Annotated in this window: 16 protein-coding genes and 1 pseudogene; 12 read left to right on the forward strand and 5 right to left on the reverse strand. The window is 40.9% G+C overall.

Features of this window, described 5'->3' with window-relative positions; genetic code table 11:
* Positions 1–49: 49 nt before the first annotated feature.
* The 3 genes and pseudogenes from V7L07_RS13140 (at position 50) to V7L07_RS13150 (ending at position 3,007) form a co-directional block, all read left to right on the forward strand.
* On the forward strand, positions 50–775 hold the full coding sequence (locus V7L07_RS13140; protein WP_335058410.1) for a hypothetical protein: 726 nt from the start codon (positions 50–52) through the stop codon (positions 773–775).
* 27 nt (positions 776–802) lie between these two features.
* A pseudogene (locus V7L07_RS13145) lies at positions 803–2,002 on the forward strand (UvrD-helicase domain-containing protein); the annotation flags it as partial.
* Between the two features lie 87 nt (positions 2,003–2,089).
* Complete coding sequence (locus V7L07_RS13150) at positions 2,090–3,007, forward strand: 3'-5' exonuclease (RefSeq protein WP_335058508.1); 918 nt, start codon at positions 2,090–2,092, stop codon at positions 3,005–3,007.
* A gap of 16 nt (positions 3,008–3,023) precedes the next feature.
* Here V7L07_RS13150 and V7L07_RS13155 read toward each other — a convergent pair whose 3' ends face one another.
* Positions 3,024–3,590 carry a hypothetical protein gene (locus V7L07_RS13155; protein ID WP_335058411.1) on the reverse strand — a complete coding sequence of 189 codons (567 nt, stop codon included), beginning with the start codon at positions 3,588–3,590 and terminating at the stop codon, positions 3,024–3,026.
* Positions 3,591–3,761: 171 nt separating this feature from the next.
* On the opposite strand from V7L07_RS13155, the gene V7L07_RS13160 reads away from it, so the two are divergent.
* The gene (locus V7L07_RS13160; RefSeq protein WP_335058412.1) at positions 3,762–4,313 is read left to right on the forward strand and encodes a Uma2 family endonuclease; all 552 of its coding nucleotides are present in this window, start codon (positions 3,762–3,764) and stop codon (positions 4,311–4,313) included.
* Positions 4,314–4,507: 194 nt separating this feature from the next.
* Here V7L07_RS13160 and V7L07_RS13165 read toward each other — a convergent pair whose 3' ends face one another.
* Both V7L07_RS13165 and V7L07_RS13170 read right to left on the reverse strand, forming a co-directional pair.
* A complete protein-coding gene (locus V7L07_RS13165; RefSeq protein ID WP_335058414.1) occupies positions 4,508–5,890 on the reverse strand; it encodes a DUF2330 domain-containing protein in 1,383 nt (460 codons plus the stop codon).
* 64 nt (positions 5,891–5,954) lie between these two features.
* Positions 5,955–6,782, reverse strand: a complete 828-nt coding sequence (locus tag V7L07_RS13170) for an RnfABCDGE type electron transport complex subunit D (RefSeq protein ID WP_335058416.1) — start codon at positions 6,780–6,782, stop codon at positions 5,955–5,957.
* A gap of 163 nt (positions 6,783–6,945) precedes the next feature.
* Here V7L07_RS13170 and V7L07_RS13175 point away from each other — a divergent pair, with 163 nt between their 5' ends.
* Together V7L07_RS13175 and V7L07_RS13180 are read left to right on the forward strand one after the other, a co-directional pair.
* Complete coding sequence (locus V7L07_RS13175) at positions 6,946–7,407, forward strand: hypothetical protein (protein WP_335058418.1); 462 nt, start codon at positions 6,946–6,948, stop codon at positions 7,405–7,407.
* Between the two features lie 95 nt (positions 7,408–7,502).
* Complete coding sequence (locus tag V7L07_RS13180; protein ID WP_335058510.1) at positions 7,503–8,183, forward strand: polysaccharide deacetylase family protein; 681 nt, start codon at positions 7,503–7,505, stop codon at positions 8,181–8,183.
* Between the two features lie 220 nt (positions 8,184–8,403).
* On the opposite strand, the gene V7L07_RS13185 is transcribed toward V7L07_RS13180, so the two are convergent.
* A complete protein-coding gene (locus V7L07_RS13185) occupies positions 8,404–8,835 on the reverse strand; it encodes a DUF6006 family protein (RefSeq protein WP_335058420.1) in 432 nt (143 codons plus the stop codon).
* A 306-nt stretch (positions 8,836–9,141) separates the two neighbouring features.
* Positions 9,142–10,119, reverse strand: coding sequence for a carbohydrate kinase family protein (locus V7L07_RS13190; protein ID WP_335058422.1), 978 nt, complete (start codon positions 10,117–10,119; stop codon positions 9,142–9,144).
* A 361-nt stretch (positions 10,120–10,480) separates the two neighbouring features.
* Between V7L07_RS13190 and V7L07_RS13195 the strand changes: the two genes are divergently transcribed.
* The 6 genes from V7L07_RS13195 (at position 10,481) to V7L07_RS13220 (ending at position 16,267) form a co-directional block, all read left to right on the forward strand.
* On the forward strand, positions 10,481–10,744 hold the full coding sequence (locus V7L07_RS13195) for a helix-turn-helix domain-containing protein (protein ID WP_069073632.1): 264 nt from the start codon (positions 10,481–10,483) through the stop codon (positions 10,742–10,744).
* Between the two features lie 424 nt (positions 10,745–11,168).
* Positions 11,169–11,870 (forward strand): DUF6391 domain-containing protein, encoded by a 702-nt coding sequence (locus tag V7L07_RS13200; RefSeq protein ID WP_335058424.1) that lies wholly within the window; start codon positions 11,169–11,171, stop codon positions 11,868–11,870.
* 98 nt (positions 11,871–11,968) lie between these two features.
* Positions 11,969–12,967, forward strand: coding sequence for a glycosyltransferase (locus tag V7L07_RS13205; RefSeq protein WP_335058427.1), 999 nt, complete (start codon positions 11,969–11,971; stop codon positions 12,965–12,967).
* A 49-nt stretch (positions 12,968–13,016) separates the two neighbouring features.
* Positions 13,017–14,078, forward strand: a complete 1,062-nt coding sequence (gene rfbB / locus V7L07_RS13210) for a dTDP-glucose 4,6-dehydratase (protein ID WP_335058429.1) — start codon at positions 13,017–13,019, stop codon at positions 14,076–14,078.
* Positions 14,079–14,383: 305 nt separating this feature from the next.
* Complete coding sequence (locus V7L07_RS13215) at positions 14,384–15,577, forward strand: serine/threonine protein kinase (RefSeq protein WP_335058431.1); 1,194 nt, start codon at positions 14,384–14,386, stop codon at positions 15,575–15,577.
* A gap of 63 nt (positions 15,578–15,640) precedes the next feature.
* Positions 15,641–16,267: a type I restriction enzyme HsdR N-terminal domain-containing protein gene (locus V7L07_RS13220; RefSeq protein WP_335058433.1), complete on the forward strand. Its 627-nt coding sequence runs from the start codon at positions 15,641–15,643 to the stop codon at positions 16,265–16,267.
* Positions 16,268–16,459: the final 192 nt, after the last annotated feature.

Genomic DNA, 16,459 nt, shown 5'->3' on the forward strand with positions numbered 1-16,459 from the left:
GAATAGGCGTTTAAGTCGCTACAAGCAGTTGAGTAAGAGTAAAGCAGAGATGGATAACAGTTCACAGATTGACAATATTCAAAGTTTTGTAGAAATAATAGGGGATAATGATGATAATCTCTGGAGGCTCCTTATTGGACGAAAAGTTAGCCGCATTCAAGAAAAAGTTAAGTATAAAAACTTAAAAAAACAAATAGAAGGAATAAAATATTTTACACAAGGAAAAGTTGATACAATTCTGAATCAAAAAACATCAGAAGTATTAATTAGAATAGATTATGGTAATAGATTTAAAGTTAGATATAAAAGAGAAGCATTTGTTAAACAATTTAATAAGATTATTCCACCTCTTTATCGTGAGGAAATTATTGAATTAGCACAAAGAAAGCAAGAAGAGAGGAGATTAGACTTAGAAAGGCAAGAGGCGCAACGACGAGAAATAGAAAGACGAGAAGCAGAAATACGAGAGATAGAAAGACGAAAGCAAGAGGCAGAAAAAAGAAAGGCAGAAAAAGAGGCTTTACTTCATAGCTTAAAAAATCAATTTGAGGAAAATTTTCTCAACACTGACAAATTTTATCAAGCCCAATGTAGGGAATACATATCATTTCAAGAGTACCAAGCTGAAAAGTTAAATTATGTGCAATTTTGGGTAAAAGCTAACTTAAATACCTCACCTGACCTTGAGCAAGCAGCAGCAATTGGTGCTGTGGAAGGTCATATACAAGTAGTAGCACGGGCTGGAAGTGGCAAAACTTCAACTTTGGTAAATTGAGCTTTATTTTTACAAAAACATTGCGGTGTTGCACCTCATGAAATATTACTTTTAGCTTTCAATCGCAAGGCTGCGGAAGAAATACGAGAGCGCCTTACTCTACAATTACAAAGCTCTATTCCTCATGTAATGACTTTTCATGCATTAGCTTATGCTTTAGTTCATCCAGAAAAAAGCATTCTTTTCAATGAACCAGATGGACAACAGAACAAAGCCCAAGCTTTACAGACTGTAATTTATGAGTATCACCGCAAGCCAGATGTTTATGAAAAAATTCGCGTTTTGATGATGGCGAAGTTTCGTGAAGACTGGGAGCGCATGGCTTGGGATGGTTATGATAAAAGTCCTGAAGAAATGTTGCGTTACCGTCGCTCATTGCCAAGAGAAGGGCTTGATGGACACTACTACAAGTCTTTTGGTGAGAAAGTAATTGCTAATTTTTTATTAGAACACAACATTACATATAAATACGAGCGTAACTTTTGGTGGGATGGCATTAATTATCGTCCTGACTTTACGATTGGAGAAAATCAAGGGATAGTTATTGAATATTTTGGACTAGAAGGCGATCCAGATTACGATATTTTATCAGAACAAAAGCGAGAATATTGGCGAAATCATCCTAACTGGGATTTTGTGGAATTATCCCCGACAACCCTCAGATTTGAAGGAGTAGAAGATTTTTGTGCTTTACTTAAGCGATGTCTTGAAAGTTATGGTGTTAGGTGCGATCGCTTGACTGAAGACGAGATTTGGACAAAAATTAGACTTAGAGTTATAGACCGTTTTACCAAAGTAGTAGAAGGATTTATCCAGCGTTGTCGCAAACTCTCCCTCACTTCAGAAAAATTAGCCTCTCTCGTTGATAATCATAAGTGTGCTAGTGATGTCGAGCAGCGTTTTTTGGAGCTTGCACAAAAGTTTTATCAGTCCTATTTAGAACAGCTTCAGACAACAGGCGAGGATGATTTTGATGGACTAATGCAAAAAGCTGCGACAACTGTTGCATCAGGACAAACCGTATTTCGTCGCAAATCTGGTATTGGCAATTTAAAGTGTCTTCGATACATTCTCATTGATGAATATCAAGATTTCTCAGAACTTTTCCACCATTTAATAGAAGCAATTCGACAACAAAATCTTCAAGCACAATTTTTCTGTGTTGGTGATGACTGGCAAGCAATTAATGGTTTTGCTGGTTCTGATCTTCGCTTTTACCAGAATTTCGCACAGTTTTTTCAGCCTTCGCAAAAATTAAATATAGCTACTAATTACCGTTCTGCTACTTCAATTGTCGATATAGGTAATACATTGATGCATGGATTGGGTACTCCTGCACGCGCCCACAAAACCATATTTGGAACAGTTGAAATTGCTGATATAGGACAATTTAATCCAACTCCCAAAGAGCAAGAGGAACATCCAGGGGACAGTATAACGCCTGCTATATTGCGCTTAGTAGACAAAGCTATCAAGGATAGAAAAAATGTAGTTTTACTCAGCCGCAAGAATAGTTTACCTTGGTATGTGAATTATGGTAAAGGTAAATCAAAAGATGGCGTACTCGACAAGTTCTTAAACTTGGTACGCTCCTATCTTCCTGAAGACTCAAGGAAAGCTGTAAGCATATCAACCGCTCACAAGTATAAAGGTCTTCAGAATGATGTAGTTATAATACTTGATGCTGTCCCTCGTTGTTACCCATTAATACACCCTGATTTGATGTTTAGCCGTGTTTTCGGTGATAGCATTGAGCAAGTAGTTGACGAGGAGCGTCGCCTTTTTTATGTTGCTTTAACTCGTGCAGTAGAGCATTTATTTATTATTACAGAAACTAAAAATTTTTCTCCTTTCCTTGAAGAATTAAAAAGTAGGAAAAGAATTAACTTACTTGATTGGTTAGATTATCCGCCTTTTGTTGGAAGCATACAGTGCATTACTGTTAAAGTTGGTAATCAGGCTAGAAAAGGTAGAAATGGCACTTACGCAATCAAACATTTACTTAACGCTGAAGGCTATACCTGGAGGACAATTGAATGGTCAGCTTGGTGTTGTACCTATCCTGCACAGGATTTTTCAATAGAACAATATTTCGATAACGCTCAGTGGATTTCTCACGCTTCTGGAATCGAGGTGCGGTTTTATGATGATTTAGAGAATATGCTGGCAAAGTATATTGTTGAGCAAGGGGAATGTACTCCCATCATTAACAACATTCCTGAAGCCAATTGAGAAATAAAATTTTAGCTTAATTCATCAGATAAAAACAGAAAATTTCTGTTATTTTACCTTTTTCAAAAGAAAAATTTAAACCTCCAGGGCTGGGTTGTTCAACTATGTAATTTAAATTGGTAACTTTACCATCTTGGGATATTTCAGTTTTTCCATAGGTTCTAATTACTTTTGATTGTCTGTCACCTACTTTTACTCCATCTATTGTGGAATATTTAGAACTAGTTGCTTTGATTTGATAAACAGTAAAGTTACCTGGTTTAGCACCTTCATCTAAATCAACTGTAATGCCTGCATATTTCAGAGTACGAACTTTACCAATAGCAGCTATAAAGCCATTTTCTATTTTTACAGGTTTACCTAAAATTTTTCTGACTTGCGTCTCGGACATAGAAAGTTTCACTCCACCTATTCCTAGACGTTCAATAGTTATTCCTGTTGATTGATTATTCGTATTCTGAGAAATTTGATAGTTAGTGGTGGTAGCGTTTACTTGACTATGGGTGTAGCTAGTCAAGGGAATAACAAAAGTAGCGATGCCTATGGCGATCTGCACTAACGCTAACGAAGTTTCTCTTAACATAATTGCATACTCGACTATTTTATAGTTACTAAGCTCTCATCTCAGTCTGTGTATCAGTTTTATCACATGCTTTCTGGTATGTCTTTAGCTTCAATTGACTGATTCTGAATCAGACCTGAAGTGCCTTTAAAATAAAAGAGTATCAAGAATCATTGGGAGGAATCAATCGTCATGAGTGTGATAGTTGCTAAGTGGACGATTGACGAATATCACCGCATGATTGACGCTGGCATTTTGAGCGATCGCAAAGTTGAACTACTTAAAGGAGAAATTGTCGAAATGTCGCCGGAAGGAGAACCTCACGCTTATAGTAGTGGTGAAGCTGGTGACTATCTAGCAAAGTTATTGGCTGGACGAGCTAAAATTCGTCATGCTAAACCAATTACACTACCCAACGACTCGGAACCAGAACCAGATATTGCCATTGTTCAACCTTTAGGCCGCGAGTATCGACAGCATCATCCATATCCAGAAAACATTTTCTGGTTGATTGAGTATTCTAACTCTAGTTTAGAAAAAGATTTAGAGACAAAAAGCAAAATATATGCAGAAGCCGGTATTTTAGAATATTGGGTTGTTAATCTAAAAAAGTTACATCTGATAGTGTTTCGAGAAATCTTAGATGGAGAATACGCAACAAAACTGACATTAGCTGGGGGAACAATTCAACCGCTTGTATTCCCAAATGTTTTTGTTGCTGTGGAACAAATTATTAACAGCTAAGAGAATTTACAGCCTTTCGAGACGCGATAAATCGCCGTCTCTACAAGTATTTTGTTGCTCATTCTGAACTGTATTGTGGTATGGGGTTCATATTTGTTGATAATTTTACTCAATCTAAATCCTTGCCTACTAAGGTTTGTATCTTACCAAGCAAGGATTATTTAGGACTTGTCCCTATACCGTAGCCATTGTTTTTAATACAATCCTACCCAAGATAATAAATTTTCCCACCAAGAATATCTCAAATTACCGACACTTAGGTTCATTTTGTTACGAATGTCTTGGATTTTCCAGTTGGTTAGTTTAGCTAAAGTTTGCGCTTCTTGCTCAAAACGCTTGGGCAAAGACCGTTTATATTCTCTACCCGCCTGACATTTTAGTTCCCCTTGGAACGGATGTTGCAAAACATAACGCCCTTGGAAAGATTCTCTGTTGGCAGTTTGTTGAAATATCAAGTCTTCAGGGAATTTGTCGCGGGTGTAGCGGACATGCAGTCGAGAAATGAAGACATTATTGCTTCTGGGAAAGGGACGACGAAAACCGGGGCTGACTGGCACATCGCTTGCAGAATTATCATCTAGCCAAAACACGCCTGCTTGCTTGAGTTCCTCTGGGGTTAGGGGTTCAGCAGAACAAGGATCGCAACTACTCATATCCCAAGCGTATTCTAAAAAACCAACTTTCCTATCTTCTTTGGTGTAGGCAGTTTGAAACATGGATTTGTAGAATTCTCCAAATTCTTCTTTGACAAACAAGGGAATATTCTCGTTGGAGGGAATTTTCACAGTCCGGTAGTTGGTGATTTCTGCCTGTCCTTGAGGTGAGAGAATGTAGACAATCAAATCCTGCTCTTTTGTGGCATTGATCATACCTAAACGAATTGGCAGCATGAATTTAGGCGATTGGTAGGAAATTTGTAGCGGACGGAGGAACTGGTAGCCAGACTGCTCAAATTTATCTAAGTTAACTTTGGCAACAAAGAATTTCATTGAGGAGCGAATATAAGGCTGAAGTAACTGTTTCGCACCTCTGGGAATTTTGTAGCCATTGCGTTTGAGCCAAGTTTCGAGTCCGCCAGATTCTTTTGCACTGAGGATCACAATGTCATATTCGCCAACATTGAAACGAGCTTCGACTGTTACGCCTAAACTAGCATCGCCCCTTGCATTCCCAGCCTCACTTCTGGCGGCAGCTGGCGCTGGTACTGCATCCATCCGATCGTAATTACCTATTGGGGCACAGGGATCTGAGTCGAAATATTCTACTAATCGCGGCGCACTAAAAGCATCTAGGCGCTCGATAATCTTGGGTTCAGTGACGTGAACTTGTTCTTTTTGCAGCACCGTTGGCACTGGTATTACTATTGCAAAATCTTTGACTTCGCCTTGAAAGTCGTTTGCCATTGTTAGGATAGTGCGATCGCCATCTCGCGCTATCACTACCTGAGAAGCTTTGTTATACAGTTTTGTATCAGCTTTGGCTACATAAAATCCACAAAATGCCCAAGCTGCTGGTGCAAAGCACAAAACAGCTACAATTGCTAACAATAATGGTGTTAAAAGTCGAAAAAACTTCATTTTTTATACCTCTAATTTTTAATGCCAGAGACTAGAGACGCGATGAATCGCCTCTGTACAAGAGTTAGGAGTGCTGAGTAAGCAGTTTTTCCCCTACTTCTTCATCTTTTTCTTGCCAAGCAAACCTCGGCGCTAACCAGAGAACATCTAGCAAGATGCTCAACGGTGCAAGGGCAAACAGCGCCCAGAAAACTGCTGTGGAAACAAAGAAATAATTTCGCAGGATAAAGGTTAATCCGGCGATGCAGATTGCCCAAACGACACGCCCAATTCGAGAATTAGGGATCGATCGCGGATCTGTAATCATAAATAGGGCGAACAGCAGCAAAGATCCGCTCATCAATCGATGCCAGTAAACATCCCAAGTCCAACCCAGCCAGAGGTTGCGAATGGCTTCTAGCAAAGAGTAGGAACCTAAAAAAGCTGCTGTGGTGTCCCAACGACCAACGCGCTGCAAAATCATGCCACCAGTGCCGAAAAATAATAGCCCATACCACCACTCTTCACCCCATTGTCCCGGCGAAACCCAAGCATCGGGGGTGAGAATCAAGGCAGATATGATGCCAAAATTGGCGGGATTGAAGAAATGCTTATCGCCGACTTGGAAAATAAATTTGCTGGTGATCGCCATTGCTGCCGCGATCGCCATTGTCGTCCAATGATCAGCTCGCAACAGTAAACTGAGTCCCAGTGAGGTGATTAAAGCACTGCGAAGATTCGTTACTTGTTCTTTCCCTGCGAACCATGACAAGATCCATTGGGTTGCTAGACAAGTGGCGATCACTACCCCAATCAATTCTGGCCGCAGCGTCCAATCTCGTGTCCCGATTCCCAAGACTAGGAACAAGCCGAGAAATAGAATTTGATAATCTCGTATATCTTTGAGCAACATTAATCTGTAAATTCCGGGATTACCCGTAGATTTCTCATCAATTTAGACGAGTGCTAGCTTAAATAGTATTGCTGTTACAGATTTTGTTACAAAGCATCCCCACTCTCCCCATCTTCTTGGTAAAAGGGAGAGAGGTTTAGTATAAAAGTATGTCATCAAGCTCATGAACTCAAATCAACCCAGCATCAAACACACTTGTATTGACGGTCAAGAAATCTTATTCCCCAGCCAAGAAGACTGGGAAACTTTGCGATTAAACCCCTTGATTGATGAGATGCCACTGGCTGTTTTAGATTTGCTTTGGTCAGGGCTTGAGTTTACTCAAAAATACCCTGAGCTTCACTTGGGACTTGGAAAATTATCGATGAGAGAGAAGATATGGATGCCATATATTTTTGTGGAAATAGAAGCAAACTTCCAAAGAGTCCACTTGGAAACATTAACCTGTAATTCTTGTAATTGGCGGGGAAAAACAGCTAATCCTATGCTTATCGATCCATATTTTGGAGATGGGATCAATCAAGATCATTTCACTCTTATGAAAACTGCTGAAAGATATCCTGTGCTTCCTTGCCCCTCCTGTGGCAATCGCTTACCAAGGCATCCAATTTGGCTAGAATATTGAGGCATTGTATGCGGTGCGATGTCTACGACGGGCTACGCCTACGCAGTTTCGTAAGCAACACCTACAAAAAGTTGTCAGCAGCAGATAAACGCAAAATGCAACTAGCTCCCCTCTTCCCAATTTTCTACCGCATTCTCCAGCCGAGTTTTCCCAACTGTCTTTGGCGTGGAAATTCTCAGACTAAAGCGATCGCACTCACATTCGATGATGGACCACATCCTCAATACACACCTGAAGTCTTGGCTGTATTAGATCGTTACAAGATTACAGCGAGTTTTTTTTGGTTGGGTGTTTGTGTCAACCGTTCACCAGCCATTGCAAAAGCCGTTAGCGATCGCGGACACTGGATCGGATTACATGGCTACGATCATCGCTCTTTTCCCCTACTTTCCCCAAATGACTTAAAGGAAACTTTAGAAAAAACCCAAGCTGCTATCTACAACGCCTGCAATCTGCAACCCGAACAAGTGCGAGATGTCCGCCCTCCCAATGGTTTATTTACACCTGCTACTTTAAAATTGTTCTTTCAGTGGAATTACCGCCCAGTGATGTGGAGCGTTGTACCCGAAGACTGGGTACGTCCAGGTGTAACCACTGTGATCGAGCGAATTATGCAGCAGGTTAAAAATGGTTCAATAATTGTTTTGCATGATGGTGCTTGCGGTGGACAAGATGTTGCTGCCACAATTCAAATTCTCATTCCGCAACTACTACAACAAGGTTATGAGTTTGTGAGCATTGATAATCTGTGGCAGCAAGTTAAGACCATACTTTAGTATTAGCCTGTCAAGTTAAATCAAAATGTGGTGTTAGAGGTTGTTTGAAAAGTCTACTTCCCAGTAGCAAAACGTTCAGATCCCCCTAAATCCCCCTTAAAAAGGGGGACTTTGACTCCGGTTCCCCCCTTCTTAAGGGGGGTTAGGGGGGATCAACAAGTGCCCCAAATCACAACTAAATACTTTTCAAACAACCTCTTAGCGTGTTCGACATTAAAGTTTATCTGCGATTACGACATTGCAGTGGGTAACGCTTACCCCGCCATGTCGTCCAACCATCTGCGATTTTAGTACGAGTGTTGTATTTGAGATACCAGTTATCTTGTTCTGCACCTAAATAACGAATACCTAAATCCTGTCTTTTTGTGCTGGAAAAACGTTTTCCTAGAGGAACCCAGGCACTACCATTATCACTGAACCGTCCGACGAGACGGACACCAGAAGTCGTAGAGCAAACATCACCACTACAAGTAGTTTGTGGGTCATCTACTACTTTCCACTGCATTTTGGCTGGTCTACCGTCAATATTACAATCCCAGAGACCAAAGAACCACTCACCAGCTATCTGACTGGCTTTAGCATGACTAGATACTAATACTAAACTTGCAGGAACAATCGCCAAACCCAGAAGCCATTTTGTAATGTTTTTCATAATGCTTTCCCAATACCTTAAGCTAATTTTTACTTTCTATTCACTTATATGTATCAGGATTGCTGTTTATGCAGATAATTAAAGCATTAAGATTTAATATTTTTTTCATGTTCAAGACTTTTGATGCGTTTTGTAGAGTCCAACTACTAGTCTGTTAAATTCATTTTGACGGTTAGAGAGAAGCGATAAATAAGAGACGCGATAAATCGCCGTCTCTACAGTGAATTTATCTATCAATTATTTATTGACAGACTATTGAGAATATCAGCCTTTGGTGGCTGATACTCCAGTGGCTTGTGCTAATTTCTAAAGTTGATGGGTAGCTAGAAAAGCTTCGACTTCAGCGCTTGTTGGTTGAGAAGCGATCGCACCTGCTTTAATGGTAGTCAGCGCTCCAACAGCACTGGCATAAGTGACAATGCGTTTTGCGATTTCTGCATCCCGCAAGCTGTGGATACCATACTGACTCAACTGATGGATAAATCCTGCCAAAAAGCTATCTCCAGCACCAGTTGTATCAACTACAGGAATGGAAAACGAGGGTAATTTGCCTTCGTTCTCACCCAGACAATAGGTGCAACCGTTTTCCCCATCTGTCACCAGTACCCCCTCAATTGAAGCTAGACGGTAAGTGATGGCTCCGGGATCTGCGGTTTCAAATAGCCATTCAGCTTCTTCTTTAGAGAGTTTCAGGAAATCAACTCGCTTAAATAATTCTGGAATTTTTTGATGAGCGATGTTTGGTTCATCCCAAAATACAGGACGCCAGTTGACATCCAGCACAATTTTCAAGTCATAATGTTCTGCTAACTCTAAAGCGCGGTGAATTGCCTCTTCACTTTCAGGATAGGCTAATTCCAAAGTACCCAAAACCAGAAAATCTGCCTCTTGAAACAGTGAATTTGGCAATTGTTTAGCTTGCAGGCGAGTATCGGCAAATTCAGAAGTATCATACTGACCAAATCCGGCAAAGGTGCGATCGCCAGCCAGATCCCGTGTAACATAAACTTGCCGCGTTGGCGCTGTGGGATGGCGTTGTACCCCCGTCGTTTCTACACCTACATCTTGTAATAGCTTGACCAATGCATTCCCTGGTTCATCTTCGCCAACAGCTCCAATAAATCCCGCTGATGTCCCCAACTTGACTAAAGCACAGGCGACATTAGCAGGTGCCCCTCCTGGATAGGGAGTCCAAGATTTCACTTCTTCCAGCTTTAGCCCCAATTGATCGGCTAAACAATCAAACAAAATTTCACCAAGGCACAAAACACGGGGATTGCTCATCTCATTTTAAATTTTAGATTTAGATTTGGGATTAGGAATTTACAGTATAAAATCTACAATAATTTTTGCTAATCTGTCGCCAGTCCTTCATAGAATTAAATAGCAATTTTTATTACTCATCTACTATATATATGCTTCTAATGCTCATTTTTTATCTCAGTGCTTAGACAATACATTCGCCATAATGAGCTATATTTATTACTTTGATTACCGCGTATGTTACATTTATACCAACTTGAAATCCAAAGAAAATATTGACAATCTTATTACTGCTAACACTCGAAACCCCTACCAAGAAAAGAATCTTCTAGAATTAGAAAGAGCGATTGAGTACATATACCAAGGGAGGATAGAAATAGTCATGGCTGGTGGCAAGTCTGAGACCCCCGTTAGTCTGTCAGACAGAGAACTGCAAATTATCGACTTAGTAGCCGCTGGCTTAACTAACCAAGAGATTGCAGGAAAACTGGAGATTAGCAAGCGTACAGTTGATAACCATATCAGTAATATTCTCACCAAGACCGAGACAGAAAATCGAGTAGCCCTTGTCCGCTGGGCTTTACAGTGGGGCAAAGTCTGTTTGAACGATGTCAATTGCTGTACTTTGCCTAACCAGATCGAATAAGCAATTTACTAGTAGCAACGTAATTGCTTTGGTCTGGTATAGTTACAAGCCAATTTTTAGTTTTACTGATTTTCCCATCTTCACGCCTAAGTTTTCAGTGTGAACACTCTACCAAAAGTTCCGAGTCCTTCACTCAGCCGGAGTTTATGTTAGTGGAGCCAGCTGACCCTCGGACTCGGAAACTATAAAGATCAGAATTTCTTACTCAGTAAAACAGATGTGGGACTGGGGAAGAAGCAAGGGGGCAGGGAGCAGGGAGCAAGAGAGAAGAGTTTTCCCCCCCGCACCCCGCCCCTCTGCCTCTTTTCAATGCCCCATTCCCTAACTAAAAATCATCTACAAAAATTAGCAACAATTCAGTGGTGCAAGCGTTACATTTGAAAGAAATCTATGTTGCCCCATCGGCTTTGGGAGTAGTGTTCCAATGAATACTTCCGCTTCTTTTCAGGGTAGCTCGTCTCCCTTTGAATTTTTTAACTTTGATTTTACGACACCTGTATCTGAGAAAGTTCCGAGTCTTGAAGACCAATTTTTAGAGTTTCCGCAACCCACACAAGACGCCGACTTACTCAGACAGCTATCGTTTATTCCAGGGTTGAAAGAAATTTTGATGTTGCGGCAGGTTCATGCCCTAGAACACGCTACTATTTGGGTTCTTAGCGAATCAAAAAGTGCCTATCCAGCTAGAGGAGAATCCACTAATGTTCAACTAGATAATGAGCTATTAGGTGGTTTGTCTACTGAGCATGGATTCTACCTCTATGGTGAGGTAAATATTAGTGATTTGCGGCGTGCAGTCACACTTGCTCGACATCGCATCACCAGCGGAGAATGGGATTTGGCTGTACATCCCCGTTGTGGCACAAATTTATCAGTAGCAATGCTCTTAACAGCTGGCCTAGCTGTGGGTGTGCATCTGTTGCTACCATTTCGACCAATCGAGCAACTTATAGGTTTGGGGTTAGCAGCAACGACAGCCGCAGAACTCGCGCCTAATTTAGGTTCTATGGCACAGCGTTACCTAACAACTGCCATTCCTTTTAACCTAGCAATTGAAAATATTACCCGTACACGGGACGTTTGGGGACGTGAGGCACATTTTGTTAAAGTGGGCTGGCAAGAGTAGGGATGAGGGGGATGAGGGGGATTAAAGAAAATATTACTCCCTCATCTCCCCCTACTCCCAATTCTCTACTCCCCATTTCCTACTCCCTTAAAGAAATTATGAGAAAACTTTACTTCTTACTCCCCGGTACAGATGGCAAATTTGCCTGTGGTGGTCTTTGGGCAGAACTAAAAGCACTTAATCTAGTTCAGCATATTTGTAGTGCTGATGTTGTAACTTACCGTCAACGAGAAAAAGATCAGCTTTTTCTCGATGATTTGCTAGAAGAGAAAAATTTAAATGATGTAATTTTTGTCATCAGTTGGGGATTTGATATAGCTCAACTTGTGGCTAAACTTAAGCAATACAATGTCGTTTACCACGCACATAGCGCAGGTTATCCATTTAGACTACCTGCAAGTATTCCGATCATGACCGTTAGCCGCTATACGATGGGATATTGGGGAGAAAAATCACCCAATTCTCTGATTTATTATTTGCCCAATCAAATTTCTGATGAGTTTCAAAATTTAGGTCTGGAACGAGATATTGATGTTTTAGTTCAAGCTCGGAAGTCTTCTGAGTATTTAATTAAAGAATTGATTCCAGCGTTGCAAAAACGTTGTAAAGTATTGGTTGTGGATTCATACATAGAGGATTTGCCTGGACTATTCAACCGAGCTAAGGTTTACCTTTATGATTCTGCTGAGTACTGGGCACAACAGCGCGTTAGTGAAGGATTTGGTTTGCAACCAATGGAAGCTCTTGCCTGTGGCTGTCAAGTATTTTCTAGTGTTAACGGTGGATTGGCTGATTACTTAGATCCGGGATTTAATTGCTATAAAATTGCTGGATATTCTCAAGAATATGATGTGCAACGTATTCTGAAGGTAATTGAATCTTCGGGAGCAATTAGTTTATCTGAAGAATTTTTGGTTGAACATCGGACTGAAAATATTATTCAGCGTTTCCAAGTTATTCTGGATGAGTTAAATGAGTTTTTTGATCACAAGATCCAGCAGCCATCTAATATTAAGAATTTCACGAAAATACGGATGGCGAAATTACTCGCTCAGAGGATATATGGGAAGCTGAGGAAGAAATATTTTAAGTTATAGAAACAAACCGCAGAGGCGCACAGATCACAGAGAGAAGAGAGGAAATTGAATGAGTCGGCGGTTATTAGTTACCGGGGGTGCAGGGTTTATTGGGGCAAATTTTGTACATCACTGGTGTCAGGTTTATCCTGATGATCGCGTGGTGGTGTTAGATGCTCTTACCTACGCGGGGAATCGCCTGAATTTGGCGCTGGTTGAGGGAAGAGAGAATTTCCGGTTTGTGCGGGGGGATATTTGCGATCGCACCATCATAGACAACCTATTATCAACGGAAAATATTGATACCATCGCCCATTTTGCCGCTGAATCTCATGTTGATCGTTCGATTCTTGGGCCCGCGGCTTTTGTACAAACTAATGTGGTAGGAACTTTTACCCTACTAGAAGCTTTTCGGCAATATTGGCAGGCAAAGGCACAGGCATCTGATTATCGTTTCCTACACGTTTCTACTGATGAAGTCTACGGTAGTCTGGGCGCAGATGATGCGGCTTTTTCTGAAACTACACCCTACGCTCCCAATAGTCCCTATTCAGCTTCAAAAGCGGGTAGCGATCATTTAGTGCGTGCTTATTATCATACTTATCAACTGCCAACCATTATCACAAATTGCTCTAATAATTACGGCCCTTATCAGTTTCCCGAAAAGCTAATTCCCCTGATGTGTATCAACACTTTGATCGGGAAACCATTACCTGTCTATGGCGATGGTAAAAATGTCCGCGATTGGCTTTATGTGGGCGATCATTGCCATGCTTTAGATGTGGTAATTAATCAGGGTAAACCAGGAGAAACATATAATATTGGTGGCAATAATGAGGTGGAAAATATCAACCTCGTGCAACTTTTGTGTCAAATGATGGATGAATTAGCACCTGATTTACCAGTGCGTCCAGCAAAGCAGTTGATTACTTTTGTCAAAGATAGACAGGGACACGACAGGAGATATGCAATTAATGCGAACAAAATTAAAACTCAGCTTGGTTGGACACCTTCAGTAACAATTGCTGAGGGTTTACGTTTAACTGTTGAATGGTATCTCAATCATCGTGATTGGTGGGAACCTCTGCTGTCTGCGGAATATCAAGCTTACTATCGCAAAAATTATCTATAACCCACATTCTGCACCCAATAGTCTCACTAATTTCCCGCACAGCAGCAACGACGCGCAAGGATGCCAACAACGCGCCGGAATCTTTGTATTGTGAATATTCCTGAAATATCTCGGTCAAATAATCGTCAATTTCTTCCGGGTGCTTGCGGAAGTACTCTTCTTCAAATTCATCAACTGTTCTAAATTTTCTCACGGCTGAGATACTCCTTTTTCAATAAATTATCTGGCTCCGACAGTTTCTCTAGATAATGACTATCCTTGAATATAAGGGAATGAAATCAGCGTAAACTGCCAGCAGGTGTAAGATGCTGCAACCAGAACAGATATTACAAGAACGTTATCAAATTCAACGCCAACTCGGTAACAATGGAATTCGCCAAACTTGGCAAGCATTGGATTTACAAGCCTCTGATGGCGAAAATTCTATCGTTGTGGTCAAACTTTTGGCCTTTGGCGGTACTGTGCAGTGGGATGACTTGAAACTTTTTGAGAGGGAAGCACAAATTCTTAAACAGCTAAATCATCCCTGCATTCCTCGATATATAGATTATTTTTGTATCGACGATCGCACTCTCTGGTTTACCTTAATCCAAGAATATATCCCTGGTGAGTCGCTCAAGGATAAACTTGCTGTTGGCAAAAGGTTTAGTGAAAAGCGAGCGAGAAAAATTGCTGTTGAGGTTTTAAATATTCTCACCTATCTACATGAATTGAATCCGGGAGTGTTGCATAGAGATATTAAACCAAGTAATTTAATCTGGGGCGAAGATAATCGGATTTATTTAGTTGATTTTGGCGCAGTTCAAGATAAAGCGGCAAGAGAGGGCGTTACTTTCACCGTTGTGGGTACTTATGGTTATGCCCCAATGGAACAATTTGGTGGTCGAGCGGTTCCAGCTTCAGACCTCTATGCACTGGGAGCAACTTTGATTCATTTGTTAACTGGAACTTCTCCTTCTGATTTACCCCAACAGGATTTGCGACTGCAATTTACAGACCGAGTTAACCTCAGTCCCAGTTTTGTCAGTTGGCTACAAAAGTTGATAGAACCGGCTCCCGAGCAAAGATTTACTAGTGCTAACCAAGCGATAAATGCACTAAAATCTGGCTTGACTGTCAAATCTGCAAACAAGAATCAGCTTTTGCCGCTAAAAGAAATAATCAACAATTCTGGATGCGGTGTATTTAATACTATAGAAACAGTCCCAGAGGAAATTCTCGGTTGGAATTGGGGCGCGTTTCTGATGCCTTGGTTGTGGATGTGGCCGAATAAAGTGGGGTATGGGGTGTTCTGTTTTGTACCCTACATTGGTTTGGTAATGCCGATCGCCCTTGGGGCAAAAGGCAATGAATGGGCTTGGAAAAGTAGACGGTGGCGCAGTATTGAGCAATTCAAAGCGCATCAGAGAGGCTGGGCGATCGCTGGCATTGTACTTGGAGCGCCGATTAGTATTATGTTGTGGGTTAGAGCGATCGCTTTGCTGAAATCTGTATTTTAAGGCAGTCTTTTGGATAAATTTCAAGTGAGGATTTTTTAGGCAGATAAATTAAGGGTTCAACAAATGGTTCAAATTCTTCAAGGAAAAGATATCACCCTAGCCCAACTGATTGATGAATTTGGTCTACAACTTGCAGACGACGAAGATTTTTTTTCAGAATGGCGGCATGATTTACCTGAGTTGAGTGACTTAGAAAAGCAATCTCTCAACGAAGTCAAGACAGAATATTTACATCTATCGAAATATCCTATTTTGGAACCTGTAGTCAAAATGGTAGTGCTATCTCCACTATTGCGTCTAGCAGGTTTTTATCAACCGCCTTTCTACATTGCCTCAGAACAAGAGGTAAAAATCTCTTCTGAAGACGAAGGCACGATTATCAGAGGACGTATTGACATATTGGTGTTGCATCCTCCATTTTGGGTTCTCGTTATTGAGGCAAAACGAGCAGAATATTCATTAGTGCCAGCAATTCCCCAAGCATTGGCTTATATGTTGGCAGATGCAACTTCAGCTAAACCTGTTTTTGGCTTTATCACCAATGGTAATGAATTTAGATTTATTAAGTTGACGAAGCAGGGTACACCGAGATATGCATTATCGTACACGCTGTCACTGAATCGTGGGGATGACTTACATACTGTTGTCAAAGTTTTAAAACGCGTAGCTCATTTAATTCGTAATTCGTAATTTTGTAGTGGCGTGTCAAGGCTAAAATATTGCAAAAAAATTGTAGGTTGGGTGGAGCGGAGCGCAACCCAACATCATATATGTTGCAATACAGTTCAGTTAAGCTTGTCTTCCTTCTCTTTCTTTGCGTACTTTGCGGTAGTCTCCGGCAAGCCGCTCCGCGTCTACGTTAAAAAAAATCACTTTGACAAA

The sequence above is a fragment of the Nostoc sp. genome (assembly GCF_036916985.1).
GTDB lineage: Bacteria > Cyanobacteriota > Cyanobacteriia > Cyanobacteriales > Nostocaceae > Nostoc.